17 protein-coding genes and 1 riboswitch are annotated in these 26,828 nt (G+C 60.9%); of the genes, 2 read left to right on the top strand and 15 right to left on the bottom strand.

Annotated features, from left to right (window positions below; translation table 11 throughout):
- Positions 1–85: 85 nt before the first annotated feature.
- Positions 86–2,710 (bottom strand): alanine--tRNA ligase, encoded by a 2,625-nt coding sequence (gene alaS, locus ACTJK7_RS22175; protein WP_085654879.1) that lies wholly within the window; start codon positions 2,708–2,710, stop codon positions 86–88.
- Positions 2,711–2,856: 146 nt separating this feature from the next.
- Positions 2,857–3,861: a low-specificity L-threonine aldolase gene (gene ltaE / locus ACTJK7_RS22170; protein WP_440779788.1), complete on the bottom strand. Its 1,005-nt coding sequence runs from the start codon at positions 3,859–3,861 to the stop codon at positions 2,857–2,859.
- A gap of 197 nt (positions 3,862–4,058) precedes the next feature.
- Positions 4,059–4,230, top strand: a riboswitch (FMN riboswitch).
- A 102-nt stretch (positions 4,231–4,332) separates the two neighbouring features.
- Between ltaE and ACTJK7_RS22165 the strand changes: the two genes are divergently transcribed.
- Positions 4,333–4,842 carry a 6,7-dimethyl-8-ribityllumazine synthase gene (locus tag ACTJK7_RS22165; RefSeq protein WP_440779789.1) on the top strand — a complete coding sequence of 170 codons (510 nt, stop codon included), beginning with the start codon at positions 4,333–4,335 and terminating at the stop codon, positions 4,840–4,842.
- Between the two features lie 131 nt (positions 4,843–4,973).
- On the opposite strand, the gene astE is transcribed toward ACTJK7_RS22165, so the two are convergent.
- The 7 genes from astE to ACTJK7_RS22130 all read right to left on the bottom strand — a co-directional run bounded on the left by astE (position 4,974) and on the right by ACTJK7_RS22130 (position 12,826).
- Positions 4,974–5,984, bottom strand: coding sequence for a succinylglutamate desuccinylase (gene astE, locus ACTJK7_RS22160; protein ID WP_007951052.1), 1,011 nt, complete (start codon positions 5,982–5,984; stop codon positions 4,974–4,976).
- 12 nt (positions 5,985–5,996) lie between these two features.
- Complete coding sequence (locus ACTJK7_RS22155; protein WP_064598799.1) at positions 5,997–6,287, bottom strand: hypothetical protein; 291 nt, start codon at positions 6,285–6,287, stop codon at positions 5,997–5,999.
- A 62-nt stretch (positions 6,288–6,349) separates the two neighbouring features.
- Positions 6,350–7,696 (bottom strand): N-succinylarginine dihydrolase, encoded by a 1,347-nt coding sequence (astB, locus tag ACTJK7_RS22150; RefSeq protein ID WP_108563015.1) that lies wholly within the window; start codon positions 7,694–7,696, stop codon positions 6,350–6,352.
- Positions 7,697–7,833: 137 nt separating this feature from the next.
- Positions 7,834–9,303 (bottom strand): succinylglutamate-semialdehyde dehydrogenase, encoded by a 1,470-nt coding sequence (gene astD / locus ACTJK7_RS22145; RefSeq protein WP_164872184.1) that lies wholly within the window; start codon positions 9,301–9,303, stop codon positions 7,834–7,836.
- Positions 9,300–10,325: an arginine N-succinyltransferase gene (astA, locus tag ACTJK7_RS22140; protein WP_011335534.1), complete on the bottom strand. Its 1,026-nt coding sequence runs from the start codon at positions 10,323–10,325 to the stop codon at positions 9,300–9,302. Before astA ends, astD begins: the two co-directional genes overlap by 4 nt.
- A 51-nt stretch (positions 10,326–10,376) precedes the next feature.
- Positions 10,377–11,396, bottom strand: coding sequence for an arginine/ornithine succinyltransferase subunit alpha (gene aruF, locus ACTJK7_RS22135; protein WP_064598807.1), 1,020 nt, complete (start codon positions 11,394–11,396; stop codon positions 10,377–10,379).
- A 209-nt stretch (positions 11,397–11,605) separates the two neighbouring features.
- Positions 11,606–12,826, bottom strand: coding sequence for an aspartate aminotransferase family protein (locus ACTJK7_RS22130; protein WP_440779792.1), 1,221 nt, complete (start codon positions 12,824–12,826; stop codon positions 11,606–11,608).
- Positions 12,827–13,134: 308 nt separating this feature from the next.
- On the opposite strand from ACTJK7_RS22130, the gene ACTJK7_RS22125 reads away from it, so the two are divergent.
- Positions 13,135–20,877, top strand: a complete 7,743-nt coding sequence (locus tag ACTJK7_RS22125; RefSeq protein ID WP_440779794.1) for a dermonecrotic toxin domain-containing protein — start codon at positions 13,135–13,137, stop codon at positions 20,875–20,877.
- 58 nt (positions 20,878–20,935) lie between these two features.
- Here the strand turns inward: ACTJK7_RS22125 and argR are convergent, their stop codons facing one another.
- The 6 genes from argR to ACTJK7_RS22095 form a co-directional block, all read right to left on the bottom strand.
- The gene (argR, locus tag ACTJK7_RS22120) at positions 20,936–21,916 is read right to left on the bottom strand and encodes a transcriptional regulator ArgR (protein WP_085709719.1); all 981 of its coding nucleotides are present in this window, start codon (positions 21,914–21,916) and stop codon (positions 20,936–20,938) included.
- A 246-nt stretch (positions 21,917–22,162) separates the two neighbouring features.
- Positions 22,163–22,927, bottom strand: coding sequence for an ABC transporter ATP-binding protein (locus ACTJK7_RS22115; protein ID WP_003227281.1), 765 nt, complete (start codon positions 22,925–22,927; stop codon positions 22,163–22,165).
- 23 nt (positions 22,928–22,950) lie between these two features.
- On the bottom strand, positions 22,951–24,063 hold the full coding sequence (locus ACTJK7_RS22110; protein WP_236196553.1) for a succinylglutamate desuccinylase/aspartoacylase family protein: 1,113 nt from the start codon (positions 24,061–24,063) through the stop codon (positions 22,951–22,953).
- Position 24,064: 1 nt separating this feature from the next.
- Complete coding sequence (locus ACTJK7_RS22105) at positions 24,065–24,763, bottom strand: ABC transporter permease (protein WP_011335540.1); 699 nt, start codon at positions 24,761–24,763, stop codon at positions 24,065–24,067.
- Complete coding sequence (locus ACTJK7_RS22100) at positions 24,760–25,449, bottom strand: ABC transporter permease (RefSeq protein WP_007951063.1); 690 nt, start codon at positions 25,447–25,449, stop codon at positions 24,760–24,762. The genes ACTJK7_RS22105 and ACTJK7_RS22100 overlap by 4 nt, the downstream gene beginning before the upstream one ends.
- A 91-nt stretch (positions 25,450–25,540) precedes the next feature.
- Positions 25,541–26,314 carry an ABC transporter substrate-binding protein gene (locus ACTJK7_RS22095; protein ID WP_064383630.1) on the bottom strand — a complete coding sequence of 258 codons (774 nt, stop codon included), beginning with the start codon at positions 26,312–26,314 and terminating at the stop codon, positions 25,541–25,543.
- Positions 26,315–26,828 lie beyond the last annotated feature (514 nt).

Below are 26,828 nucleotides of genomic sequence, written 5' to 3'. Positions count from 1 at the left end.
AGCCGCCTCTGCCCATGAAGGGCGCCCAATAATCACTCGAACAGCCGCCGGGTCCGCCACTAGACTGCGGGCCCGACGGGCCGTCTTATAAACCCTGCTCGACGAATGGAACGGTCAGCGCCAGTGCGCCATCCAGTGCGCCGGCGTCGACACCGCCGCCCTGCGCCATGTCCGGACGACCACCGCCCTTCCCGCCCACTGCCGCAGCAGCCTGCTTCATCAAATCACCGGCTTTGAGTTGGCCAGTCAGGTCCTTGGTTACGCCTGCAACCAGTACGACCTTTTCCTCATGGACACTGCCGAGCAGGATCACTGCGCGGCCGAGTTTGTTTTTCAGCTGATCGACCAGCGCCAGCAGCGCCTTGCCGTCCTGACCATCCAGACGCACGGCCAGCACTTTCACGCCCTTGACGTCCACGGCCGAGGCCGACAGATCGTCGCCGGCGGCAGCAGCGGCCTTGGCCTGCAACTGCTCGAGCTGCTTTTCAAGCGCACGGTTGCGCTCCAGCACCGCCGACAGTTTGTCGATCAGGTTGTCGCGGCTGCCCTTGACCAGGCTCGCCGCTTCCTTGAGTTGTTCTTCAGCAGCGTTCAAGTAAGCCAGAGCCGCAGCGCCGGTAACTGCTTCGATACGACGCACGCCCGATGCCACACCGCCTTCGCTGATGATTTTCAGCAGACCGATGTCACCGGTACGGTTGGCATGGATACCGCCGCACAGCTCGACGGAGAAATCACCGCCCATGCTCAGCACGCGCACGTTGTCGCCGTACTTCTCGCCGAACAGCGCCATCGCGCCTTTCTGCTTGGCGGTTTCGATGTCGGTTTCTTCGGTTTCAACGGCGGAGTTCTTGCGGATCTCGGCGTTGACGATGTCTTCCAGCGCTTTGATCTGCTCCGGTTTGATCGCTTCGAAGTGGCTGAAGTCAAAGCGCAGGCGCTGACTGTCGACCAACGAACCTTTCTGTTGAACGTGGTCGCCCAGCACTTTGCGCAATGCAGCGTGCAGCAAGTGAGTGGCCGAGTGGTTCAGCGAAGTGGCGTGACGCACGTCGGCTTCGACGTGGGCTTCCACGGGTGCGCCAACGATCAGGCTGCCCGACGCCAGTACGCCGTGGTGCAGGAATGCGCCGCCGGTCTTGGTGGTGTCGCGCACGTCGAAACGGCTGTTGCCGGCCTGCAGGTAACCGCAATCGCCAACCTGGCCGCCGGATTCGGCGTAGAACGGCGTCTGGTTCAGCACCACAACGCCTTCCTGCCCCTCACTCAAGACGTCCACGGACTGGCCATCTTTATAGAGCGCAACGACTTTCGCCGAACCGCTGGTGGCGTAATAACCGGTGAACTCGGTGTCGACGTCAACCTTGACCAGGCTGTTGTAGTCCAGACCGAACGAGCTGGCGGAACGTGCACGGACGCGCTGGGCTTCCATTTCACGCTCGAAACCGGCTTCGTCGATGGTCAGGCTGCGCTCGCGGGCGATGTCCGCGGTCAGGTCCATCGGGAAACCGTAGGTGTCGTAGAGTTTGAACACCACGTCGCCTGGAACCACGTCGCCTTTGAGCTCGGCCAGATCCTGCTCAAGGATTTTCAGGCCCTGTTCCAGGGTCTTGGCGAATTGCTCTTCTTCGGCTTTCAGTACGCGCTCGATGTGCGCCTGCTGGGATTTCAGTTCCGGGAACGCTTCGCCCATCTCGGCCACGAGTGCGGCAACGATCTGGTAGAAGAAGCTGCCCTTGGCGCCCAGCTTGTTGCCGTGACGGCAGGCGCGACGGATGATCCGGCGCAGCACATAACCGCGACCCTCGTTGGACGGCAACACGCCGTCGGCAATCAGGAAGCCGCAGGAACGAATGTGGTCAGCCACGACTTTCAGGGAAGCCTGATTGTCGTTGCTGCAGCCGATCGCCTTGGCCGATGCGGCCAGCAGGCTCTGGAACAGGTCGATTTCATAGTTCGAGTGAACGTGCTGCAGCACGGCACTGATCCGCTCAAGACCCATGCCGGTGTCCACCGACGGGGCTGGCAGCGGATGCAACACGCCATCGGCGGTGCGGTTGAACTGCATGAACACGTTGTTCCAGATCTCGATGTAACGGTCACCGTCTTCTTCTGGCGAGCCCGGTGGGCCGCCCCAGATGTCGGCGCCGTGATCGTAGAAAATCTCGGTGCAAGGACCGCACGGGCCGGTATCGCCCATGGTCCAGAAGTTGTCGGAGGCGTATGGCGCGCCCTTGTTGTCGCCGATGCGCACCATGCGCTCGGCCGGCACACCGACCTCCTTGGTCCAGATGTCGTAAGCCTCGTCATCGCTGGCGTAGACGGTGACCCACAGCTTTTCCTTCGGCAGGTTCAGCCACTTCTCGGAGGTCAGGAAGTTCCAGGCGTAGGTGATGGCGTCACGCTTGAAGTAATCGCCGAAGCTGAAGTTGCCCAGCATTTCGAAGAAGGTGTGGTGACGGGCGGTGTAACCGACGTTCTCCAGGTCGTTGTGCTTGCCGCCGGCGCGCACGCATTTCTGGCTGGAGACGGCGCGGGTGTAGGCGCGCTTTTCCTGGCCCAGGAAGCAGTCCTTGAACTGGTTCATCCCCGCGTTGGTGAACAGCAGGGTTGGGTCGTTGCCCGGAATCAAAGAGCTGGAGGCTACACGGGTGTGGCCTTGCTCTTCGAAGAAGCGAAGGAAGGCTTCACGGATTTCTGCGCTTTTCATTAGGTTCTTCCACGGAGGCTGCGGCCAAAGGCCTGTACGAAACGTCAACAGACGAAACGACGGCAAAGGGCCGCATTATATCGGCCCTGCGCGCGGGGTACAGCGTGTTTATACGATAGAAACGGTCAATTGGGCCGCTAACGCTGTCACTTGCGCGAAAACTCGACGAATGTCGCGATCACTTGCTCGATTTGCGAGCGATTGACGTCCATGTGCGTGACCATCCGCAGACGGGCGGCAGCGCTCAACTTGATCCCGCGTTCGGCGGCAAATGCCTTGATCGCCTCGGCACGGTCGCCCATCTGCACGTAAACCATGTTGGTCTGCACCGGCTCGACGCTGAAACCAGCCTCGCGAAGGCCTTCGGCCAGCAACTGCGCGTTGGCATGGTCATCCGCCAGGCGCTCGACGTTGTGGTCCAACGCATACAGCCCCGCCGCCGCCAGCAGTCCGGCCTGACGCATGCCGCCACCGACCATTTTGCGCAGGCGCCGGGCCTTTGCAATCAACGCCGACGAACCGCACAGCACCGAACCGACCGGCGCGCCGAGGCCTTTGGACAGGCACACCGAGACCGAATCGAAATATTGGGTGATTTCCCGGGCATCGACCCCCAGCTTGACCGCCGCGTTGTACAGCCGCGCGCCGTCCAGATGCAGTTGCAGGCCGTTGTCCCGAGTGAACTGGCGGGCCCGGGCCAGATAGTCCAGCGGCAACACTTTGCCCTGCATGGTGTTTTCCAGCGCCAGCAGGCGGGTGCGGGCGAAGTGGAAATCGTCGGGCTTGATCGCCGCGGCCACCTGATCCAGGTCCAGCGAGCCGTCGGCCTGCACTTCCAGCGGCTGTGGCTGAATCGAGCCGAGCACCGCTGCGCCGCCGCCTTCGTATTTATAGGTGTGTGCCTGTTGACCGACGATGTACTCGTCACCACGCTCGCAGTGCGCCATCAAGCCCAGCAGGTTGCTCATGGTGCCGGTCGGGACGAACAGCGCGGCGGCAAAACCGAGCCGTTTTGCCAGTTCGGCTTCCAGACGATTGACCGTCGGATCTTCGCCATACACGTCGTCACCGGTGTCGGCGCGGCTCATCGCGTCGAGCATGGCGGGAGTCGGTTGAGTGACGGTGTCGCTGCGAAGATCGATAACGCTCATGAACCTGGCCTCAAGTCAGCAGGGGAAATCCCTTTTCGAAGAGGAATTACTGCGGGCATGGCGCGGATTAATCAACCCTTGCGCAAGGAAAAGTCGTTTTCACGCTTCGAATAATCCGATGGCAATCATCACAAAGGCTCAATGCACGGTCCTGCAATCTGTGTTAAAAACGCTGCGCCGCCCGATAAAGGGCGGCGAAACGTTCTCAGGGCGGGGTGCAATTCCCCACCGGCGGTAATTGCGCGCAATGCGCATAGCCCGCGAGCGCTTGGTGACGGACACGGCATAAGCCGTGAGCGGCAACAAGGTCAGCAGACCCGGTGTGATTCCGGGGCCGACGGTCATAGTCCGGATGAAGAGAGAACGGGATTGACGCCAAAGGGCTGTCCGCCGTGTTCGCGCGAGCGTGCGTACCCTTGAATCCCTTTCGATTCATAACGCCCTGTTTTTCACACAAACAGGAGTCAGAACATGCAACCCACCGCTATCGACAGCAAAAGCAAACACACCCACGGCGAGCGCGTCGCGTTCATCCAGGCCTGCTGGCACAAGGAAATCGTCGACCAGAGCCGTAAAGGCTTCCTCGCCGAAATGATCGCTCAGGGTTATCAGGAATCGGACATCGATTTCTTCGAAGTCGGCGGCGCCTTTGAAATGCCCCTGCACGCCAAGCTGTTGGCCAAGACCGGTCGTTATGCCGGTATCGTCGCGGCCGCTCTGGTGGTGGACGGCGGAATCTACCGTCACGAGTTCGTCGCCCAGTCGGTGGTCAGCGGCCTGATGCAGGTTCAGCTGGAAACCGAAGTACCGGTGTTCTCGGTGTCGCTGACCCCGCACCACTTCCATGCCGGCGAAGAGCACCAGAAGTTCTTCTTCGAGCATTTCGCGCACAAGGGTCAGGAAGCGGCGAAGACCTGCGCCGATACGTTGCAGAAAGTGCGTGCGTTGCGCCGTACCGAGCCGCGTGCTGTAGCGGTCTGACCCCACAATGATCGTTCCCACGTCGAGGCGTCGAACCGTCTGCGTGGGAACGCCTCAATGGACGCTCTGCGTCCGCTTTGGGACGCGGAGCGTCCCGGGCTGCATTCCCACGCGGAGCGTGGGAACGATCATCAGGCAAGATTTTCGTCAGTGGTCGGCACGATCAGAATGCCCGCTCGCAGACCGTTCTTGACCTTGGGGTTGGGGAAGATGATCCGCGCGCCCTGCTCTTCGATGATCCAGCGGGTATTGGCCAGGTCTTCGGCCAGCACATAACCCACATCCAGTTCGGAAAAGTTTTCGATGTCCGCCGGCAGGTTCAGGCGGAACGCATCGCTGTGCTTGATGATTTCCCGAGCCACGCTGAACAGTTGCAGACCGTCCAGCCCTTGCTCGGCCATCTCCGGCTCGGTGCCTTCGATGATCTGCTTCAGGCGGGTTTCCAGCAGTGACACATTGACCCCGGCGTTCTGCCCGAACGGCCGCGCCTTGCCCAGTTCCAGCGTGAAGGACTCGGCCCCCAGCTTGTCGTAGGTGTAGGAGCTGAACACGATCGACGGCTTGTTCTGCAACAGCACCGCTTCCATGCCGGCGGCGCGCAGGCGGGCCAGCTCAAGACGGGAATGCTGGCGACCTTCCTTCCACGGATATAAAGCGAACTGCTCGATCTTCGAACCACGAATCGCCGTGTGCAGGTCGTAGTGCAGGCGCTGACGATCAGGAAGGCTGAAGAAACTCGCCGCCAGACGTTCCAGCTCGCAGGCGCGCAGGGCTTCAGAACCGCTGCTTTGTTCGTGACGGCCGTTGAACAACCGATTGACGTCTTGCTCGACGAAACGCTCGCCCTTGCGAATCGCTTCCGGGTTGCCGAACAGGAACAGAATGCGTGCGCGCGGCTTCAGATCGCCGCGAGCAATGTCATGCAGCAGCCGGTCGAGCAGTTCGATCGGTGCCGTTTCGTTGCCGTGGATGCCTGCCGACAGCAGCAGGTCCAGGCCATTGTCGCGCGCTTCGGGTGGCCGGACTTCCAGCGCACCCTCGCTCAACCAGCGCATGCGCACGCCTTCGACAGTCAGTTGAGTCTTCTCCGCCGGTTCACGGCCGGCGAGGGTCAGTTCAAGCAGTTTGCCGAGGGCGAGCATAGAGCGGTTTCCTTAGTGGTCGTGATTGCAATCCGGGCCGTGCACGTGGCCGTCATCGTCGCCGAGGTCAGCCGGTTCCATCTCCAGTTGCAGACTTACCAGATTAGTCGCCAATGGGCGCAACAGCAGGTTGGCGTACTCTTCGTCGCCCTCTTCGACGTCCACGCCGATCAACAGTTGGCCGCGGCCGTCCTGCTGGATCCACAGCTCTTTGCCTTGCCACATGACCGCGACGCGGGTGCAGGAAGTTTCCAGTTGCTTGCCGTCGGTGTCTTCAAGGATCAGCCGCAGGGAATCGCTCATGTCTTTTTTACGCTCTGTTGGGGAGACAAGCCGCGCGCCACGTTCAGGCGGCGCGTCGGCCATCAATTGATCTGGAATGGATAAACCGCGCCCAGTTTAAGGATTTGCGTCAGTTCATCCAGTGCCGTCCGGCATTCAAGCAGCAACTGCGGATCCGCCAGATCGCTTTCGGTCAGGCGGTCGCGGTAGTGCTTTTCAACCCATGCGGTCAACGAACCGTACAACGGGGCGGTCATGATAACCCCTGGGTTGACGGCCGCCAGCTCGGTTTCGTTGAGCGCGACGCGCAGTCGCAGGCACGCCGGGCCACCGCCGTTCTGCATGCTTTGCTTGAGGTCGAAGACTTTTACTTCGCGGATCAGGCCGCCGGAGCTGGTCAGGCCTTGCAGGTAATTCCACACGCGCTCGTTGCCACGGCACTCTTCCGGCACGATCAGCAGCATCGAACCGTCAGGACGCGACAGCAGCTGGCTGTTGAACAGGTAGGAACGCACCGCGTCATCCACGGTGACCGCCGAACGCGGCACGCAGACCGACTGGAACTTGCCGCCGACCTTGGCCAGTTTGGCTTGCAGCTCGGCCAGCATCTGATCGGTGTCGAGGAACGCGTCCTCGTGATAGAACAGCACCTCGCCGTTGCCCACCGCGATCACGTCGTTGTGGAACACGCCCTGATCGATCACCGCCGGGTTCTGCTGCGCATAGACCACGCCATCCTCACGCAGGCCGTGCAGACGAGCGACGGCTTGCGATGCCTCGAGGGTCTGGCGTGCCGGGTATTTCTGTGGTGCCGGGTAGCGGGTGTCGAACGCACTGCGACCGAACACGAAGAACTCGACGCCGGCCTCGCCGTACTCACGGCAGAAACGCGTGTGGTTCGCTGCGCCTTCGTCGCCGAACTGCGCCACCGCCGGCAATGCGGCGTGGTGAGCGAAGTGTTGCTGGTTGGCGAACATCGCGCCCAGCACGCGACTGGTGGTCGGGTGCTCGATGCTGCGGTGGTATTTGCAGTTCAGGTTGGCGGCGGTGAAGTGCACGCGACCGTCAGCGGTGTCGGCACTCGGGCTGACCGTGGCGGCGTTGGCCACCCACATGCTCGATGCCGAGCAACTGGCGACCAGCAACGGCATCGCTTCCTTTGCGGCGCGCTCGATCACCTGAGCATCGGTGCCGCTGAAACCCAGACGGCGCAGAGCAGCCACGTCCGGACGCTCCTGCGGTGCGAGAACACCCTGCTGAAAGCCCATTTCCATCAGCGCTTTCATTTTCGCCAGACCTTGCAGCGCCGCTTCCTTCGGGTTCGAGGATTGCTGGCTGTTGCTCTGGGACGCAACGTTGCCGTAGGACAGACCACCGTAGTTATGGGTCGGCCCCACTAGACCGTCAAAATTGACTTCATAGGATTTCATCAGCGAGGCTCCACGAGAATCTGTTGTTATAGGCTTCAGTAACTATTCTTTGAGACCGCGGCGCGGTCATCGCTGGCAAGCCAGCTCCCACAGGAATCTCATCGTCCTTGCGGGAGCTGGCTTGCTGGCGATTGGCATCACGCCATCTTCACGCCAGGCGTCAGGGCCGCCGGCAACACCAGGCTCGGGGTTTCCAGCGAGGCCACCGGGTACGCGCAGTAATCCGCCGCGTAGTAGGCACTGGCGCGGTGGTTGCCCGAGGCGCCGACACCGCCGAACGGTGCGCTGCTCGCAGCACCGGTCAGCTGCTTGTTCCAGTTGACGATCCCGGCACGGCTTTCCAGCCAGAACTGCTGGTAGCGCTCTTCGGAATCCGACAGCAGACCTGCGGCCAGGCCAAACGCAGTGTCGTTGGCTTCGGCAATCGCCGCCGCGAAATCGGCGTAGCGGATTACTTGCAGCAACGGGCCGAACAGTTCTTCGTCGGAGCGATCGGCAACCGCCGTCACATCAACGATGCCCGGGGTCAGCAGCGCCGACTGCGCCTGTGGTTGAGTCATCGCCAGCAACGACACTGCGCCGTTGGCCAATAGATGCGCCTGGGCATCCATCAAGGCTTTCGCCGCGCCAAGGGAAACCACCGAACCCATGAACGGTGCCGGCTGCTGATCGAACGCACCGACCTCGATGGTCGAGCTGACTTCCACCAGACGCTTGAGCAGGCTGTCGCCCCACGCGCCTTCCGGCACCAGCAGACGACGGGCACAGGTGCAGCGCTGACCGGCGGAAATGAACGCCGATTGAATGATCGTGTACACCGCCGCATCGAGGTCGGCGACCTGATCGACCACCAGCGGGTTGTTGCCACCCATTTCCAGCGCGAGGATCTTGTCCGGACGACCGGCGAACTGCTGGTGCAGGTGATTGCCGGTACGGCTGGAACCGGTGAAGAACAGACCGTCGATGCCCGGGTTCGCCGCCAGAGCGATACCGGTTTCGCGGGCGCCTTGCAGCAGGTTCAGGACACCGGCCGGCAGACCGGCTTCAATCCAGCACTTGACCGTCAACTCGGCGACTTTCGGGGTCAGCTCGCTCGGTTTGAACAGCACGCTGTTACCGGCCAGCAGCGCCGGCACGATGTGGCCGTTCGGCAAATGGCCGGGGAAGTTGTAAGGGCCGAACACCGCGACCACGCCGTGGGGCTTGTGGCGCAATACGGCGGTGGCGTCGCCCAACGGGCCGCTCTTCTCGCCGGTACGCTCGCGGTAGCTCTGTACCGAAATCGCGATCTTGTTGACCATGCTGGTGACTTCGGTCGCGGCTTCCCACAGCGGTTTGCCGGTTTCCTCACCGATGGTGCGGGCCAGTTCGTCGGCGTGGTTTTTCAGCGCGGCGGCGAACGCTTCGAGCACGCTGATGCGATCTTCCAGGGTACGCCGGGCCCAGCCCGGGAACGCCTGACGCGCAGCCTGCACGGCCGACTCGACCTGAGCGGCAGTGGCGCCCTCCCCCGACCACAGCACTTGCTGGGTCACCGGGTTCAACGATTGAAAGGCCTCGCCCTGACCGGCCAGCCACTCACCTGCGATGTATAGCGAATTCATTATTTCGACTCCCGGGCAGCAGACAACGCCACGGCGCGCACCTGATCGCCAGCGTTGAGTTGAAGACGTTTGGCGGTCAGCGGATCGACCACCAGGGTGCCGGCGGCCAGACGGGCCGGCGCAGCCGTGATGCGGCAGTCTTCGCGTTTGCGGTTATGGATGATGAACGGCGTGGCGTCGTCGCCCGGCGTGCCGATGGCCAGCACCAGCGCTTCGCTGTCACGCACCGCGCGGATCTTGCTGGTCTCGCACTCGATGGCGGGACCTGCGTCGAAGATGTCGACGTAACCCTGGTAGCTGAAACCTTCGCTCTTGAGCATCGCCAGCGCCGGCTCGGTGTCCGGATGCACCTGGCCGATGACGTTGCGCGCGTCCGGCGACAGGAAGCAGGTGTACAGCGGGAATTTCGGCATCAGTTCGGCAATGAATGCCTTGTTGCCGACACCGGTCAGATAATCGGCCTGGCTGAATTCCATCTTGAAGAAGTGACGGCCCAGGCTTTCCCAGAACGGCGAACGACCGGCGTCATCCGACACGCCGCGCATCTCGGCGATGATCTTGTTGCCGAACAGTTCCGGGAATTCGGCGATGAACAGCATGCGCGCCTTGGACAACATGCGGCCGTTGAGGCCGGTGCGGTAGTCAGCGTGCAGGAACAGCGAGCACAGCTCGGAGTTGCCGGTCAGGTCGTTGGCCAGGAACAGCGTCGGGATCTCGCGATAGATATTCAATTCCTGCGAGGCGCTGACAGTCAGGCCGACACGGAAGTTGTACCAAGGCTCGCGCAGACCGACGGCGCCGGCGATGGCGGAAATCCCCACCACGCGACCGTTGTCGTCTTCGAGCACGAACAGATAGTCCGCGTCGCCACGACCGGCTTCACCGCGAAAGGTCTTCTCGGCCCAGCCAACCCGGTGGGTCAGGCGCTCTTCGTTGGCCGGCAAGGTAGTCAGGCCGGTGCCGGTGCTGCGGGCCAGGTCGATCAGAGCGGACAAATCGCTGCTGCGTACGGGACGAACAATCATGCTATCTCCTCAAACGGGCCGCCGTGGCCACCCGTGAAACTCGCTAAGGCGTTAAACCGCCACCAGGCGCACGCTGGCACCTTCACCGACGCCCAGGGCTTCGGCCGCTTCCAGATCCAGAGTCACCGGTTTACCCGGCGCGTAATCCAGCTCAAGCAATACCGCGCGGTAATCCTGCAACTGGGCATTGGCCACCAGATACTGGCGCCCGGCACCTTTGACCGGCTCGCCGAGTTTCACCGGCACCACACGGCTCTGGGCGATCGAACGGATCCCCGAAACACGTGCATGCAGGGTCGGGCCACCGTCGAAGATGTCGATGTAGTGATCGGTCTCGAAGCCTTCGCGCATCAGGATGTCGAAGGTGATCTGCGCACGCGGGTGTACCTGGCCCATCGCTTCCTGAGCGGAGTCCGGCAGCAGCGGCACGTAGATCGGGTAATGCGGCATCAGTTCGGCGAGGAACGTGCGGCTTTTCAGGCCACACAGACGTTCGGCCTCGGCGTAGTTCAAATCGAAGAAGTTGCGACCGATGGCGTCCCAGAATGGCGAGTCGCCGTTTTCATCGCTATAGCCGACGATTTCGGTCACCACCGAATCGGCGAACCGCTCCGGATGGCTGGCGACGAACAGCAGACGGCCACGGGAGTTGAGCTCGGCCCACGGCGACCCCACCAGCTCGCGCTGCACGTAGAAACTGGTCAGCAAGCTGTTGCCGGTCAGGTCGTGGCATTGCGAGAGCACGTGGATCTTGTTATGGATCTTCAGCTCGCGGGAGGCGTGCACGAAGGTCTCATTGCGAAAGCTGTAGAACGGCTCGGAATAACCGGCCGAAGCAACGATTGCCGAGCAGCCCACCAGCTTGCCGGTGGCAGTGTCTTCGAGGACGAAGAAGTAACTCTCTTCGCCGTTGAAGCTCACTTCGGCGGCAAACGAGGCTTCGCTCGCAGCGATCTTGTCGCTCAGACGTTCAACGTCATCCGGCAAGGAAGTGACACCAATCGGGCTGTCCGCAGCCAGACGCTGTACCTCGCCCAGATCAGCCATTTGCGCGGGGCGCATCACCAGCATGGTGTCACTCCTTTCTCTCATCAACTCACAGAAAAATAACCGGGCAGCTACTGCATACACAGAGATCAGTGTGGGAGCGGGCTTGCTCGCGAAAGCGGATTGTCNTGTCTGACCCACCGCTTTCGCGAGCAAGCCCGCTCCCACATTTGATTTTGCCCGGCATCAAAATTGGGTTCGGCGCCTGATCAAGTCAGGCGCCGAAGGGTCTATCAGGCTTGGGGCAGTTTCGCCGCAGCACGTTCGAAGCGATCCAGACCGGCGTCGATGTCTGCGTCTTCCACCACCAGGCTCGGGGCGAAACGGATCACGTCCGGGCCGGCCTGCAGAATCATCAGGCCTTCTTGTTCAGCGGCGTTGAAGATGTCCTTGGCCTTGCCTTTCCAGGCGTCGCTCAGCACGCAACCGATCAGCAGACCGAGACCACGCACCTGGGTGAACAGGCCGTACTTCTCGCCGATCTGTTGCAGGCGGGTCTTGAACTTGTCGTGCTTGGCATGGACGCCGTTCAGCACCTCAGGGGTGTTGATCACGTCTATCACCGCTTCGGCCACGGCACACGCCAGCGGGTTGCCGCCATAAGTGGTGCCGTGAGTGCCGACGACCAGATGCTTGGCCAGCGCTTCGGTGGTCAGCATAGCCGCGATCGGGAAACCGCCGCCCAGGCTCTTGGCGCTGGTCAGGATGTCCGGGGTCACGCCGTAATGCTGGTAGGCGAACAGGTTGCCGGTACGGCCCATGCCAGTCTGCACTTCGTCGAACACCAGCAGCGCGTTGTTGGCGTCGCACAGTTCACGGGCGCCTTGCAGGTAAGCCAGCTCGGCCGGCAGCACGCCGCCCTCACCCTGGATCGGTTCCAGAACGACCGCGCAGGTCTTGTCCGAAACAGCGGCTTTCAGTGCCGCCAGATCGTTGTACGGCACGTGGGTGATGCCGGTGATTTTCGGGCCGAAACCGTCGGAATACTTCGACTGGCCACCAACGTTCACGGTGAACAGGGTACGGCCGTGGAAGCTGTTGAGCGCGGCGATGATTTCGTACTTCTCGGTGCCGAAACGGTCGAACGCGACGCGACGGGCCAGCTTGAAGGCGGCCTCGTTGGCTTCGGCGCCGGAGTTGCAGAAGAACACGCGCTCGGCAAAGGTGGCGTCGATCAGCTTGTGCGCCAGGCGCAGGGCCGGTTCGTTGGTGAACACGTTGGACACGTGCCACAGCTTGTTCGCTTGCTCGGTCAAGGCACCGACCAGCGCCGGATGCGCATGGCCCAATACGTTGACGGCGATACCGCCGGCGAAGTCGATCAGCTCGCGGCCGGCCTGATCCCAGACGCGGGAACCGGCGCCACGCACCGGAATGAAAGCGGCAGGCGCGTAGTTGGGAACCATAACCTGGTCGAAATCGGCGCGTTGTACCGCAGCGTGCTCAACGGACATCGGAGTCTCCTGATGAGGGCCACCCGCCTGAAACTGGCGAGCGATGGGGGGATTGTAAGGACAGTTTTGTGCCCGGCCTTGCCGCCAAGCGACAACTTCTTATAGCGCAAACCCCGGATTTTCCCGGGTTTACGGCAATGCGACATATAGCGTCGCAAAGGCGCAGTTTAAACCGTCGCCAGCAATTGCAGCAGGCCTGAGAGGATATCAATTGCGGCAGCCGCCAATGTCATATCTATGTACCGCACTTTGTCGAAAGCAATTTGATTTGCTGGGCTCCTTTTCCGGATGCCGAAGGCAGGATCACCATGCAATCTCCGATCAATCGGGCCAGCGCCACGGCCGACACCGACGACCGACACAACCCGCCCTCTCATTATCAACCGCTCGTCAACGCCATGCCCTCATGGCTGGGCAATGCCTCGGACAAAAGGCGCGAGGCACTGAAGAACAATCGCAAGACACTTCCCGACACCATCAAGACTGCACCGCAGGCGGATCACGACGAATTGAGAGCCGCGATCGCCAACCACATGTCCGCTCAGAACACCGTGGATCAGAGGCTCGATCGCGTGCAGGACGCCAGCGCGTTTGCAACACCGCTGCTTGCGCAAGCGTTGAAGTCCCGGTTCGGCGTGGAAGTGGACGTCAAGGAAACCTTCCTGCGCCTCTACATACCGGTGACCGTGTCCGGCTTTGCGATCAAAACCGGCGCCCGGGTCTGGACCGTATCGCTGGTAGAGGCGGCGCTGCACAATTTCGAAGAGAAGGAAACACGGCAAGGGGCTTACGAAAGTGGCTCATCCTTCATTTCCAGACCGTCTGCGACAGGGCAGTTCGAGCCGCTGCCGCAGGTCAACGGCAAAATCACTATCCCGGCCTTCACCAGCCTTTGCCGGGAGCTGGACATCGGCGCCCGCTACAAAACCTACCTTGAAGACAACCTCGGTTTCACCAGCCCGGTCGCCGCTGCGGTGTTATCCCGCGATGTCAAGGACAGTCAGAAAGCCGCACTGAGGGCCGCCCTCCAACTGGCACGGATGAACCAGGACATCGGAGAGTTATATTTTCGACTGATCGGTGGCTTGCTCGATGGTCTGGAAGGCATGCGGATCGACCGTCAACCGCTGCGCTGTCACGACTTGACGATGATGTCGGCCACACTGACCGGCATCGTGATATTCACCCCGGATCTGGAACAGGCCAGGGCCTCGACCCGGGTGGTTGCTTACATACCCGATGATCCCGAGCACCCCGTCAAGGAATACGCCTCGCCCGTCGAAATGGAGAAAGAACTGACCCGCCAATTGCGCGCCCCCGACTATCAGCGTTTCTTCAGCCGTTTCGTACTCCATGAACAACGTGGTCATTTCTTCAGCGAACTGAACCGGCGACTGAGCAAGGTGACATGGCACAAGCCTGAGGCGGGAAGCCCGCTGCCTGCCTGGCGAGACACCCCTATAAACAAGCCGAAACTGCAACTTACCGTCACGCCCATCACCACAGAACTCTGGGAACACCTCTACCAGGGCAAGCTGAACAAGATCCTCAATGACGCAGCGACTATCGCCGTATCAACGGCCACGACGGACGCTAACGCCCGCTGGGCGCTCTGGGACTCATTCGTCAACGTGGCGTCATCGATTCTCGAGATCGCCTCCTTCGTCCTGATGCCGTTCGTACCGTTTCTCGGAGAAATCATGATGGCCTACATGGCCTACCAATTTCTCGACGAAGCCTTCGAGTGGATTGTCGACTGGGCCGAAGGGCAGATTACAGAGGCCGCCGAGCATTTTTTCACCGCATTGGAATCATTGATCCAGCTGGGGGCTTTCGCCCTCGGTGGCGGGATTGCCCTGACAGAACTTCCAAAAATATTGCCGGCAGAAGTCATGTCATTCATTGACCGGTTCCAGCCCGTCAAACTGCGCAATGGCAAAACCCTCTACTGGAAACCGGATCTGAAACCTTACGAGCGCCAGGTCAAGCCACCCGAAGGGACCGGGCCCGACCGCCAGGGCCTGCATCACTATCAGGGCGAAAGCCTGCTGCCACTCGAGCAGGCGCATTACCTCGTCAGTCCGCATGAACATCCCGGCAAACTCTACATCGAACACCCCGCACGGGCAGATGCCTACCGCCCCATCGTGCGCCATAACGGCGAAGGCGCCTTTCATACCGAGCTTGAACGACCGCTTGAATGGGACGCCCCTACCGTATTGCAACGGATCGGTCACAGCGTCGAGTCGTTCCCTGCGGTGCGACGTGAGCAGATCCTCAAGGTCAGCGGTTATACGCAAGATGCACTGCGCAAAATGCACGTCAACCAGGAGCGCTTGCCCCCCTTGCTGGCCGACAGCATTCAGCGCTGCCGGATTGATCAGGACCTGCAGGACTTCATCGACCGGATGGCCAGCGACCGCCCCGAGGATTATTCAGGTGCGGATCCGCTGCTCCAGCTCCGGCTTATCGCAGAGCAAACGCCCTGGCCCCAGCGCAAGACATTGCGTTTCATCAACGCTCAAGGTGAGATTGCATGGCAATCCTCTGCCGACGAACAGCTTCCTGTGACCGAGATTCGGCAGGACAGCCTGTCCGATGGCGACGTCCTCAAGACGCTGCTGCAAACGCTCAGCGAGCCGGAGATCAATACGCTGCTGGGAGAGGATTTCGGTGAGATGCACGCTATCGAAGCGCGCACGCGCAAGCTCAGAGCCAGACTGGCGCAGATCGCCCGAGAGCAGCGCACTTCGCTTTTCGAGCAACGCTACCAGGCGCTCCAACAGCGCGACGAGCCCTTGATCAGGCGTGCGGCCCTGCATGAGCCACAGCTGCCTGCCAGGGTGACTGAAGAGTTGCTGAACACGGCCACCGGTTCGGAACTGGTGATGATCAGCAAAGGACAATGGCCCGAACGGCAACAGGCGCTGGCAGAACATGCCAGGCAGGAACTGCGCGTCACTCGCGCCTTCGAAGGGTTGTTGCTGGATTCTGTGCGCAATCCTGATACCGATACGCTGGCGCTGCACAGCCTGCAACGATTGCCAGGCTGGTCCGCAGACGTACGCCTTGAAGTGCGCGGTCAAGATCCCCAGGGACAGTTGATCGACAGCACCGGCCCGGTCGATGCCGCTATTCAGAAGGTGCTGGTGCTCAAATCCGATGGGCTCTGGCAGCCGTACGACGAGCAGGGACTGCAACTGCACGGCTCCACCGATTTCTACACTGCCGTCCTGCAAGCCCTGCCGGACGCGCAAAGAAACGCCTTGAACCTGCAGATCGGCGAGGGGGGAAAACTCAGACAAGCCATCAGTGACAATCCGCTGCCACGTACCGAACTGCGGCTGACAATCACGCCCGATCCCGTGCCGCCTCCCGTCATGGATACCTTGCGGTTGCTGGGCACGGACGGCTATTCACGCAACCCGCCACCGGCGCTGCGAGCACCCCGCACGCTGGACAACCGGATCAGACAGATCTACCCGAGAATGCCTGAAGTCGAACGAATCGCCATGGCGCAGCGCCTGGCCAACCATCCGAACGGCGCGATCGCCGAACTGTCCCGGCTTCAGCTGGAATACGCGCAACTCGACAGCGATCTCAATCAATGGCTGTTCGACCTGCCGGAGATCAACCCGGCTGATGGCCTCCGTCGAACGGATGACCAACAGATGGCCGCCATCCGTGATCGCCAGACGTTCGCCAACGACCTGCGCAGTTGCTGGCGCAGAGAGATGCATGGCCCGCATGGTTACCAGATGCGTTTTTCACAGCCGATCGTGGGCAACCTTCCTGCCCTGACGGCCGACTTTTCCCACGTCGACAATCTTGAACTGATCGGCAGCGGCGAGCCGGGTGCCCTTGACCACTTCCTCGAAAGTTTTTCGGGACTTGTACGCATGGAACTGCGCGACTTCGACCTGCACAATCTGCCGCCGCGCCTGACAACGCTCGCAGGTCTGAAACAGCTGACACTGCAAAACTGTGGCGTCGTCCTTACACCGGAAAACCGGTCGATCATGTCGAGCCTCAACGGGCTGACCGCGCTGGATCTGGAAGGCAATCCACTGGGCGTGACGTTCGACTTCACCTTCATGCCGAACCTGACGCATCTGAACCTTTCCAGTACCGGCCTCTCCGAAATCCCCAGCGGTGTCCTGGATCACCCGCGCCTGACCAGCGCATGGCTTACCGATAACCAGATCACCACACTGCCCGATGCCTTGTTCGAACAGCCGGCTGCTTCCACCGCAGGGTACGATTTTTTCGGCAACCCGCTTTCTGCTGCGACCCGTGAAAACGTGAAGATCTACTTCAACCGGACCGGCAGCGATCTGGGCGTTCGTCCCGAGCAAACGGATATAAACCGGATCAAGGCACTGTTTCCCGACCTGAATGACCGTCAATCCAGCGAACTGATTTACAGCCTGCCCGGCTCGCTGTTACAGGGTCGGCTTCAACTGGATCGCTGGGAGAGCGAAATAACCCGGCTGACCAGCGAGCTGGCCACATGGGCGCGGGACACACCCAATCGTGATCCGTCCACGGGTGAACTGCTGACCCCCAACGAACACTTCAATCAGTTTTATGAGCGAGAAGTTTTCGCCGGAAGAATTGAGCGGCTGTGGCGTCACCGCTCGACGGCACATCCGCTGACGAGAGCGGATGTGTTATCGGCGCAAGCCAATTTCATCGGTGACATGCCGGAGCTGTCGGCGGATTTCAGCCACATCACCGCACTGTCGCTCAACGGGAACAAACAAATACGTGCCACCTCACCCTTTCTGCGCAGCTTTCCCCGGTTGAAACGCCTGATCCTGCATGACTTTGCACTTGAACAACTGCCACAGTCCCTGGCGGCCCTGCCCGTGCTCGATACACTGGTTCTCAACAACTGCGGCGTGACCTTGACTGGCGAGCTGCAGCTTGCACTGGCGGGGATGCGCGAGCTTGAATCACTCGAACTGCCCAACAACCCGCTGGGCAGTGCGCCCGACGCAGGCAGTCTGCCAGCGCTCATGTATCTGGACCTCTCTCGCACAGGCATCAGCGATGTTCCTCCCGGATTGGCCGGACATCCGAGATTGAAAACGGCCATTGTCAGTGATAACCGGATCAGCGAGTTGCCCGAGGCGCTCTTTGACCTGCCCGCCGAAGCCAGCGCAGGATTCGATTTCTCCGGCAATCCGTTGACCGCCGACACACTGGAACGGATCAAACGTTACTCGCGCGACACCGGTATGGATTTCGGCGTGGTCGCCAAACAGGCTGACATCGATGCCACCCAGGCGCTGTTTCCCGACCTGGACGGCGAAGAGGCCAGCGAGGTGTTTTACGGGTTACCCGGTGACCTGGAACACGGACGCCGCCAGCTCAGGCACTGGAAAGCCGAGCTCGAGCAACTCACCGCCGATCTGTCGCAATGGAAAATGGCAGTTCCCCACGAGCATCCTTTCAGCCATCAACCCCTCTCACCGCGGGAGTTCCTCGCCGAACATTCGGCACGAACAGCGTTTGCCGAACAGTTGCAAACCCTGTGGCGCTCACGAATGCCGGAAAACCCCAGGCAGCGGGGCGATTCACTGGTAGCGCGTGTGACATTCATCGGCGAATTGCCCACCCTGACGACCGACTTCAGCCACATCCGCGAAGTCTCACTCACAGGGCATGACGCTCTCGGCAACGTCGACGGTTTCCTGCAACCCTTCAACACCTTGCGCCACCTGGAACTGCACGATTTCAACCTGGGCCAGAACCCGCTGACGTCCATGCGCATGACTTCACTGCAGCGCCTGGTTCTGGAGCATTGTGGATTGACGCTGACCCCGCAAAGCCGCGCATCCCTGTCGTCTCTTGAAAATCTTCGGTATTTGAATCTGAGCCGAAACCCGCTGGGCGCCCACCCGCCCCTCGAAGCGCTGCCGGCCCTGGTGCAACTGCGCATGATCGATACCGGGATTTCGAGCCTGCCCGACGGTTTGCTCGGTCATCCACGACTGCTCATCGCCATGCTCGAACGCAACCGGATCCGCGATCTGCCCGACATCCTTTTCGATATTTCCGCCCGCCCACCCAAGCAACTCAGCCTCGCCGACAACCCGCTGTCATCCACCACGCGGGAACGCATCAAGCTCTGTTACCAGCAGTTCAGGCAGCACTTCGGCGTTTCAATGCCTCGAGAAGACCTCGAGCGGATCCGTGAGCTGTTTCCATCCCTGAGCGATGATGACGCCAATCGAGTGCTGTACCTGCTGCCGGGAACTCTCGACTTCGGTCGATTACAGATCGGGCGCTGGGAGACCGAACTGCGGCAGCTTGAAGGTGACCTCGAAAAATGGGTGACAGACGTCCCTGATCGTTATCCGGCAAGCAGCATCGAGCTGACCGCCAGTGATCGATCCGCAGAGCAGGCCAGTCGCAGGATGTTCCGACAGGAGATCGAATCGTTCTGGCGCGAAAGGTCTCGCGAACACCCCGAGCGGCGAAGCACGGTGCTCAACCTGAATCCGGCCTTCATCGGTGACCTGCCGGACTTGAGTGCCGACTTTTCTCACGTGACAACATTATCGATCACCGGCAATGCTCAGCTACGGGCAAGCACAGGCTTCCTGCGAGGGTTCACCGGCCTCGACTCGCTCGAATTGCGTGATCTGGCATTGACCGAAGTGCCACCTGCACTGACCGCAATGCCGGATCTTCAGCAACTGGTGCTGAGCAACTGCGGGGTCGTACTGGATGACAAGGGCAGCGCCACGCTGGCGTCACTGAAGCAACTGGTCAGACTCGATCTTTACAGCAATCCGCTGGGCCGGTTGCCGGATATCCGCAGCCTGCCGGAACTGGAATTTCTCGATCTGTCGAACACCGGGATTACCCGGCTGCCATCGAGTTTGCTGGATCCTCCCTGGCTGGAAACCGCCATCCTCAGCGGCAATCGCGTGACCGAACTGCCCGCCGAGCTCTTCGATTTGCCTGCCTCCGCCAGCAACGGCATTGACCTGGGCGACAATCCACTGGACGCGGCCACCCGCGAGCGCATCAAGGACTACTTCCGCCGAACCGGGGAAGACCTTGGCGTGCTGGCCGAGCCGTCGGACATCGCACGCGTCCAGACGCTCTACCCGGCCCTGAGCGATAAACAGGCCAGTGATTTCATCTATCACCTCGAAGGCACACTGGCCGATGGCCGGATCGAGCTGGCACGCCGGGAAGCCGAACTCGAGCAACTGCTGGGTGATCTTGCCGCCTGGGAAAACGACATACCCGTTCACCCGGTCACCGGGCTGCCACTCCCAGCAGACCAGCGCCTGATGCAAGAGCAAATCAGAACGGCATTGCGAGAAGCATTGCTGACTTGCTGGCGCAAAACCCCGGTGGAAGGAGCAGACGCCAGTGACCACCAGTTTGCGTTCAGGCTGCCGATCATGGGGGAGTTGCCAACACTGACCGCCGACTTCGGCCACGTTTCGGATCTCTATCTGGTCAGCACCAGTAATCACTCGCCGCGGATCGGTCGATTCCTCGAGGCCTTCACCCACCTTGAAAGCGTCGATATTCAAGGTTACGACCTGCCCTCCATCCCCGAAGCCGTGTTCCGGATGAAGCGACTCACCACCTTGAGCCTGCCAACCTGCAATCTCACGTTATCGCCGCAGGACGTGGCCGGGCTGGCGAGTCTGGACCAACTTGATCTGCTGCATCTGCACAATAACCCGCTCGGACTGACACCTGACCTCAGCAATTTGCAGAACCTCACCGACCTGGACCTGAGCACCACCGGCATCAGGGAAATTCCCAACGGTGTACTGGAGAATCTCAACTGGATGGAAGTGGATCTGTCGGGCAATGAAATCACTGAAATGCCCGATGCACTCATGGAGGTGCCTGCCCACGTCGGCGATCGCTACGACCTGTACGGCAATCCCTTCTCCGCCCAGGCCATGCAGCGAATTCGGGCTTACTACCAGGAAACGGGGATGACCCTGAACGTTGACGACGTAATGGAACATCCACAGGTGCAAACTCGCCCCAGTGCCGAAATCGAAGATTGAAGGACATCTGAAACGACAGCGCCATGGAGTCGATCTCCATGGCGCTGCGGCTCACCGGTCAACCGCGCTCTGGCGGCACCGACGACAATTCAAAAGGACTGCTGCTGCGCCGCTGGTTGCGGTCTTCGCGCGGCGTGGCGCCGAAGAAGTTGCGATAGGCGCTGGAGAAATGCGGCCCCGAAGAGAAACCGCACGACAGGCCGATCTGGATGATCGACTTGCTGGTCTGCATCAACATCTGCCGGGCCTTGTTCAGGCGCAGTTCCAGGTAGTACTGGCTCGGCACGCGGTTGAGGTATTGCTTGAAGATCCGCTCCAACTGGCGACGGGACACGCACACATGCTGGGCGATCTCGTCGGTGGTCAGCGGCTCTTCGATGTTGGCTTCCATCAGCAGCACCGCCTGGGTGAGCTTCGGATGGCTGGAGCCGAGACGGTTCTGCAACGGAATGCGCTGACGCTCGCCGCCCTCGCGGATGCGTTCGACCACCAGTTCTTCGGAAACTGCACCGGCCAGTTCCGCACCGTGATCACGGGCCAGCACCGCCAGCAACAGATCGAGCACCGACATGCCGCCGCATGCGGTCAGGCGATCGCGATCCCAGTCGAACAGATGACTGGTGGCGATGACTTTCGGGAAGCGTTCGGCGAAATCGTCCTGCCAGCGCCAGTGCACCGCCGCGCGGTAACCGTCGAGCAGACCGAGTTGTGCCAGCGGGTACACACCGGCCGACAGTCCGCCGATCACACAACCGGCACGCACCAATTGCTTGAGCGCGCTGCTGAGTGCCGGCGCCAACGTGGTCGGTGGCTCATCGGCGAGCAGGAACAGTTTCTGGAAGTTTTCGAGTTTGCCAGCCCAGGGTTCGCCGGGCAGTTGCCATTCACCTTCGGTCGGCGCTTCGGCCTGCAGAAACGACAACTCGTAAACCACGTCCGGATGCACACGCTGGGCAACACGCAAGGCCTCCTCTGCCAGCGCCAAAGTCAGAGCTTTAGTGCTGGGCCAAATCAGGAAACCAATTCGATGGGCAGTCATGGGCGGGCGATCCGAAGCGAATAACGGTGATGAAGGCAAGGGCCAATGCTAGCCCGAAAATGAACACAAATCGCGAAACCAGCAAAGATCAATTGTGGGAGCTGGCTTGCCAGCGATAGCGGTGTGTCTGTCCCAGAAATGCAATCTGGCAGGACGCCATCGCTGGCAAGCCAGCTCCCACAGGAATCGAGACCGGCCTCAAGGCTGCGAAGCATGCACTATCTCGGTGCGCAACGGCAGCCCTGATTACTTGAGGCTGCCCGAGAGGAATTGTTGCAAACGTTCCGATTGCGGATTGACCAGCACTTCACGCGGGTTGCCGCTTTCTTCGACGACGCCTTTGTGCAGGAACACCAACTGGTTCGACACTTCACGGGCGAAGCCCATTTCGTGGGTCACCACCACCATGGTCCGGCCTTCCTGAGCGAGGGCCTGCATGACTTTCAGCACGTCGCCGACCAGTTCCGGGTCGAGGGCCGAAGTCGGTTCGTCGAACAGCATCACTTCCGGTTCCATCGCCAGCGCACGGGCGATTGCCACGCGCTGCTGCTCGCCACCGGACATGTGCCCCGGGAACGCATCCTTACGATGAGCCACGCCGACCTTGTTCAGGTAGTGCTCGGCCTTCTCGCGGGCTTCGGCCTTGGACACACCCAGCACGTGAACCGGCGCTTCCATGATGTTTTCCAGCGCGGTCATGTGCGACCACAGGTTGAAGTGCTGGAACACCATCGACAGGCGCGAACGCATGCGTTGCAGCTGTTTCGGATCAGCGGCTTTCAGCGCGCCGTCCTTGTTCGCTACCAGTTTCAGTTCTTCGTTGTTGAGCAGGATCTTGCCCGCGTGCGGCTGCTCGAGCAGGTTGATGCAGCGCAGGAAAGTACTTTTGCCGGAGCCACTGGAGCCGATGATGCTGATCACATCGCCGGCGGCCGCTTTCAGGGAAACGCCCTTGAGCACTTCGTGACTGCCATAGCGTTTATGCAGGTCTTGGACTTCAAGTTTGTACATGCGGTCGGTTCTCACAAAAACAGTCAGTCGTTGAGCAAAGGGCCGTCGCGCAGCGCATCGCGCCCCGCCACTTTGGCCAGCCAGAAACCGGGTTGGGCGTAACGCAGCCGCTCAATGGCAAACAGCACCCCGGACGTACCAGCACAGACCGTGCTGACCCGATCCGACAGCGGATCGATCACTTCGAAAATCTTGTCACCGGCTTCAACCCACTCGCCGGGCTTGCGCAGAAAACTCACCACACCGGGATGCGGCGGCAGGAGCATTTCGGTGCCTTCGAACGGCATGCCTTCGCATGGTTCGTGCGCCGCGCTCGGCCACTCGCCACGGATCAGGCCCTGCTCGGCGAGGAACGCCAGAATGCCTTCAGCCCAGGCTTCGGCCTGCGCCGGCGTGGTGTCAGCCTGACCGCCGAGTTCGACGGTGGTTGCCAGGCACGCCAGTGGAATTTGCGCGTCCGGGAACAGACGCGACAGACGCAGCCACGGCAGCGAACAGGCTTCATCGAACGAGCTGCCGCCGGAATCTTCCGCCAGCAGGCCGACCTTCACGTCCAGGTGCGCAGCGAGCGAACGCCACTGCGGCCAGTGCTGCGGCAACGCGTACATGTGCAGCGCGGCTTCACAGTCGCAATGCAGATCCAGCACCACATCGGCGGTGGCGGCGTGTTGCAGCAGGATGCGCTGCATGCCTTGCAACTGGCTACTCGCTTCAGGCAATTCGGCCAGATGGTCGGCCATCGCCTGACGGATCAGACGGATGTTGGCGTGCGGATCATCACCGAGTTGTCCTTCCAGCCTGGCGGCCACGGGGGCGCTGAGCTCGACGAAATCACGGTTGAAATTCTTGCCGCTGCCGGCCTCGAAACGGCCCTGATGGTTGCCTTGCAGCAACTGGCCAAGACCCAGCGGGTTGGCCACTGGCACCAGTTCGATGACGCCGTTGAGCAGGCCCTTGGCTTCGAGTTCGCCGAGGCGTTTTTTCAGTTCCCAGGCGGTGCGCATGCCGGGCAGTTCGTCAGCGTGGAGGCTGGCCTGGATGTAGGCCTTGCGCTCGCCGCTGCCGAAGCGAAAGACCGAAATCCGGCGCTCGCTGCCCAAGTGGCTCCACGGCAGAACGTGGTCGATGCGTTCCATATCAGTGCTTCCTCGGGGCCAGGTAGCTCAGCCAGCGACGCTCGGCCAGCTTGAACAGGCGCACCAGAATGAAGGTCAGGCACAGGTAGAACACGCCGGCGGTGATGTACGCCTCGAACGGCAGGTAGAACTGCGCGTTGACGGTGCGGGCCGCGCCGGTGATGTCGATCAGGGTCACGATGGACGCCAGACTGGTGGTCTGCAGCATCATGATCACTTCGTTGCTGTACTGCGGCAGCGCCCGGCGCAGGGCCGATGGCAGCAGGATGCGCTTGTACATCTTGACGCGCGACATGCCCATGGCCTTGGCCGCTTCGATCTCGCCGTTCGGCGTGGCCTTCAGGCTGCCGGCGATGATTTCAGCGGTGTAGGCGCTGGTGTTGATCGCGAACGCCAGGCACGCACAGAACGTTGCGCTGGACAGCCACGGCCAGAGGAAGCTCTCGCGCACCGCTTCGAACTGGGCCAGACCGTAGTAGATCAGGAACAGCTGAACCAGCATCGGCGTGCCGCGAATCACGTAGGTGTAGAGCCAGGCTGCGCCATTGACCACAGCGTTCTTGGATACGCGCATCAGCCCCAGCGGCAGGGCCGCGAGCAGACCGAAGAACAGCGACAGCGCGAGCAACTTGAGGGTCGTGACCAGACCGCCGAAGTACAGCGGCAGGGCCTCCCAAATGACGTTGTAGTCGAAGATCATAGATCAGCCGCCCTTACGCCTACCGAGTAGCGCTTCTCAAGGTGACGCAGCGCCAGCAACGAGACACTGGTGATCACCAGGTACATCGCCGCCACTGCGAGGAAGAAGGTGAAAGGCTCGCGGGTGGCGTCGGCCGCCTGCTTGGCCTTGAACATCATGTCTTGCAGACCGACCACGGAAATCAGCGCGGTGGCCTTGGTCAACACCAGCCAGTTGTTGGTGAAGCCCGGAATCGCCAGACGAATCATCTGTGGCACCAGCACCCGGAAGAACACCTGGAAGCTGCTCATGCCGTACGCCATGCCCGCTTCGGCCTGACCTTTGGGGATCGCCATGAACGCGCCGCGGAAGGTTTCCGACAGATACGCACCGAAGATGAAACCGAGGGTGCCGATACCGGCGGCCAGCGGGTTCAGATCGATGTAGTCGTCATAGCCGAGCATCGGTGCGACGCGGTTGAGCAGGTCCTGACCGCCGTAGAAGATCAGCAGGATCAGCACCAGGTCGGGAATCCCGCGAATCACCGTGGAATACAGATCGCCCAGCCACGCCAGCCAGCGCACCGGCGACAGGCGCAACGCGACGCCGATCAGCCCGAGAACGATGGCCAGGGCCATGGACGACAAGGCGAGCTGAAGCGTCAGCCAAGCGCCATCGAGGATGACAGCCCCGTAGCCTTTCAACATGATTCAGGTCCTCGAAAGTTGGGATGAAAAAATGGCGCAAACCGCAGAGATCCTGTTGCTTGCGCCATTTCGGACGGGTCGAGCGACGTCTTTACTTGCCGTAAATGTCGAAGTCGAAGTACTTGTCCTGGATTGCCTTGTACTTGCCGTTCTCGCGGATGGCCGCGATGGCGGTGTTGATCTTGTCTTTCAGGGCGTCGCCCTTGCGTACCGCAATGCCTACGCCGTCGCCGAAGTATTTGACGTCGGTGAACGCCGGGCCCACGAACGCGAAGCCTTTGCCGGCGTCGGTTTTCAGGAAGCCGTCATTCAACAGCGTAGCGTCCGCCACGGTGCCGTCGAGGCGGCCGGCGGCCACGTCGAGGTAGATTTCGTTCTGCGAACCGTAAGGCTTGATCTCGGCACCCAGCGGGGCCAGGACTTCGCGGGCGAAACGCTCGTGGATCGAACCACGTTGCACGCCGATGTTCTTGCCCTTCAGCTCAGCCAGACCTTCGCTGACCTGAGTGCCTTCCTTCATCACGAGGCGGGCCGGGGTGTTGTAGTACTTGTTGGTGAAGTCCACGGACTTCTTGCGATCTTCAGTGATCGACATGGACGACAGGATCGCGTCGATCTTGCGCACTTTCAGTGCCGGGATCAGACCGTCGAACTCTTGCTCGACCCACTGGCACTTGACCTTCATTTCTTCGCACAGCGCGTTGCCGATGTCGTAGTCGAAACCGACGATGCTGCCGTCCGGCGCTTTGGAGGCGAATGGAGGGTAAGCCGCTTCGATACCGATTTTCAGAGGCTTTTCATCGGCGAATGTCGGCAGGGACAGCACGGACAGTGCCAGGGCGCCAAGCAGCACAAGTTTCTTCATCTTGGGACTCCATCGGTAAAGGGCAAAAACGGCAGAGTGAGCGACAGCCCAATATGCGAATGGGTGTAACGAAATCGGTTGCTGCGTGCGTGGGACAATTCCAGTCAAAACCGCGAAGGCTTCAACGCAAGCCACGACGAGCGAGTGATCGGCATTCTAACGACAGGCCCGAAGCCGATATTTCTTCAATGCGACAACTAATTACAGATGCACCGAGAAACCCGCTTGAGCACATTGACAGCCCTGCAATTTCATGCAAGAGCGAAAGACAGTGAACCGATCTATGCTGCAAATTGCGGGCCTATTATTCGCAAACCCTTCTAATCCGGCAAGCGCGGGGTTATGTCTTATTTTTCACCGGGGGTTTTGAGGCCCCGCAACGGGGCGATGCGTTTCTCATTGCCCCGTTGCGGGGCGGGCGGTTACACATTCAGTTACTTGAACGCGGACGGGTAACAGTGGGAATGGGCTGACGGAGCAATTCGATAATTATTGGCTGCCGATTTTTTGTTCC

Origin of the sequence: Pseudomonas sp. 22085, from assembly GCF_052045815.1 — a bacterium.
Classification (GTDB): domain Bacteria; phylum Pseudomonadota; class Gammaproteobacteria; order Pseudomonadales; family Pseudomonadaceae; genus Aquipseudomonas; species Aquipseudomonas glycinae.
The sequence above is the reverse complement of the archived record's forward strand: the minus strand, read 5'-3'. Positions and strand labels throughout refer to the sequence as shown.

Bases quoted from the DNA above. Each gene is read 5' to 3' on its own strand.
- astE (WP_007951052.1), bottom strand. From the start codon at position 5,984: ATGCTCGCCCTCGGCAAACTGCTTGAACTGACCCTCGCCGGCCGTGAA.
- ACTJK7_RS22115 (WP_003227281.1), bottom strand. From the start codon at position 22,927: ATGTACAAACTTGAAGTCCAAGACCTGCATAAACGCTATGGCAGTCAC.
- ACTJK7_RS22100 (WP_007951063.1), bottom strand. From the start codon at position 25,449: ATGTTGAAAGGCTACGGGGCTGTCATCCTCGATGGCGCTTGGCTGACG.
- astB (WP_108563015.1), bottom strand. From the start codon at position 7,696: ATGAAATCCTATGAAGTCAATTTTGACGGTCTAGTGGGGCCGACCCAT.
- ACTJK7_RS22125 (WP_440779794.1), top strand. From the start codon at position 13,135: ATGCAATCTCCGATCAATCGGGCCAGCGCCACGGCCGACACCGACGAC.
- ACTJK7_RS22165 (WP_440779789.1), top strand. From the start codon at position 4,333: ATGCAACCCACCGCTATCGACAGCAAAAGCAAACACACCCACGGCGAG.
- ACTJK7_RS22095 (WP_064383630.1), bottom strand. From the start codon at position 26,314: ATGAAGAAACTTGTGCTGCTTGGCGCCCTGGCACTGTCCGTGCTGTCC.
- aruF (WP_064598807.1), bottom strand. From the start codon at position 11,396: ATGCTGGTGATGCGCCCCGCGCAAATGGCTGATCTGGGCGAGGTACAG.
- ACTJK7_RS22110 (WP_236196553.1), bottom strand. From the start codon at position 24,063: ATGGAACGCATCGACCACGTTCTGCCGTGGAGCCACTTGGGCAGCGAG.
- alaS (WP_085654879.1), bottom strand. From the start codon at position 2,710: ATGAAAAGCGCAGAAATCCGTGAAGCCTTCCTTCGCTTCTTCGAAGAG.
- ACTJK7_RS22130 (WP_440779792.1), bottom strand. From the start codon at position 12,826: ATGTCCGTTGAGCACGCTGCGGTACAACGCGCCGATTTCGACCAGGTT.
- astA (WP_011335534.1), bottom strand. From the start codon at position 10,325: ATGATTGTTCGTCCCGTACGCAGCAGCGATTTGTCCGCTCTGATCGAC.
- argR (WP_085709719.1), bottom strand. From the start codon at position 21,916: ATGACTGCCCATCGAATTGGTTTCCTGATTTGGCCCAGCACTAAAGCT.
- ACTJK7_RS22155 (WP_064598799.1), bottom strand. From the start codon at position 6,287: ATGAGCGATTCCCTGCGGCTGATCCTTGAAGACACCGACGGCAAGCAA.
- ACTJK7_RS22105 (WP_011335540.1), bottom strand. From the start codon at position 24,763: ATGATCTTCGACTACAACGTCATTTGGGAGGCCCTGCCGCTGTACTTC.
- ltaE (WP_440779788.1), bottom strand. From the start codon at position 3,861: ATGAGCGTTATCGATCTTCGCAGCGACACCGTCACTCAACCGACTCCC.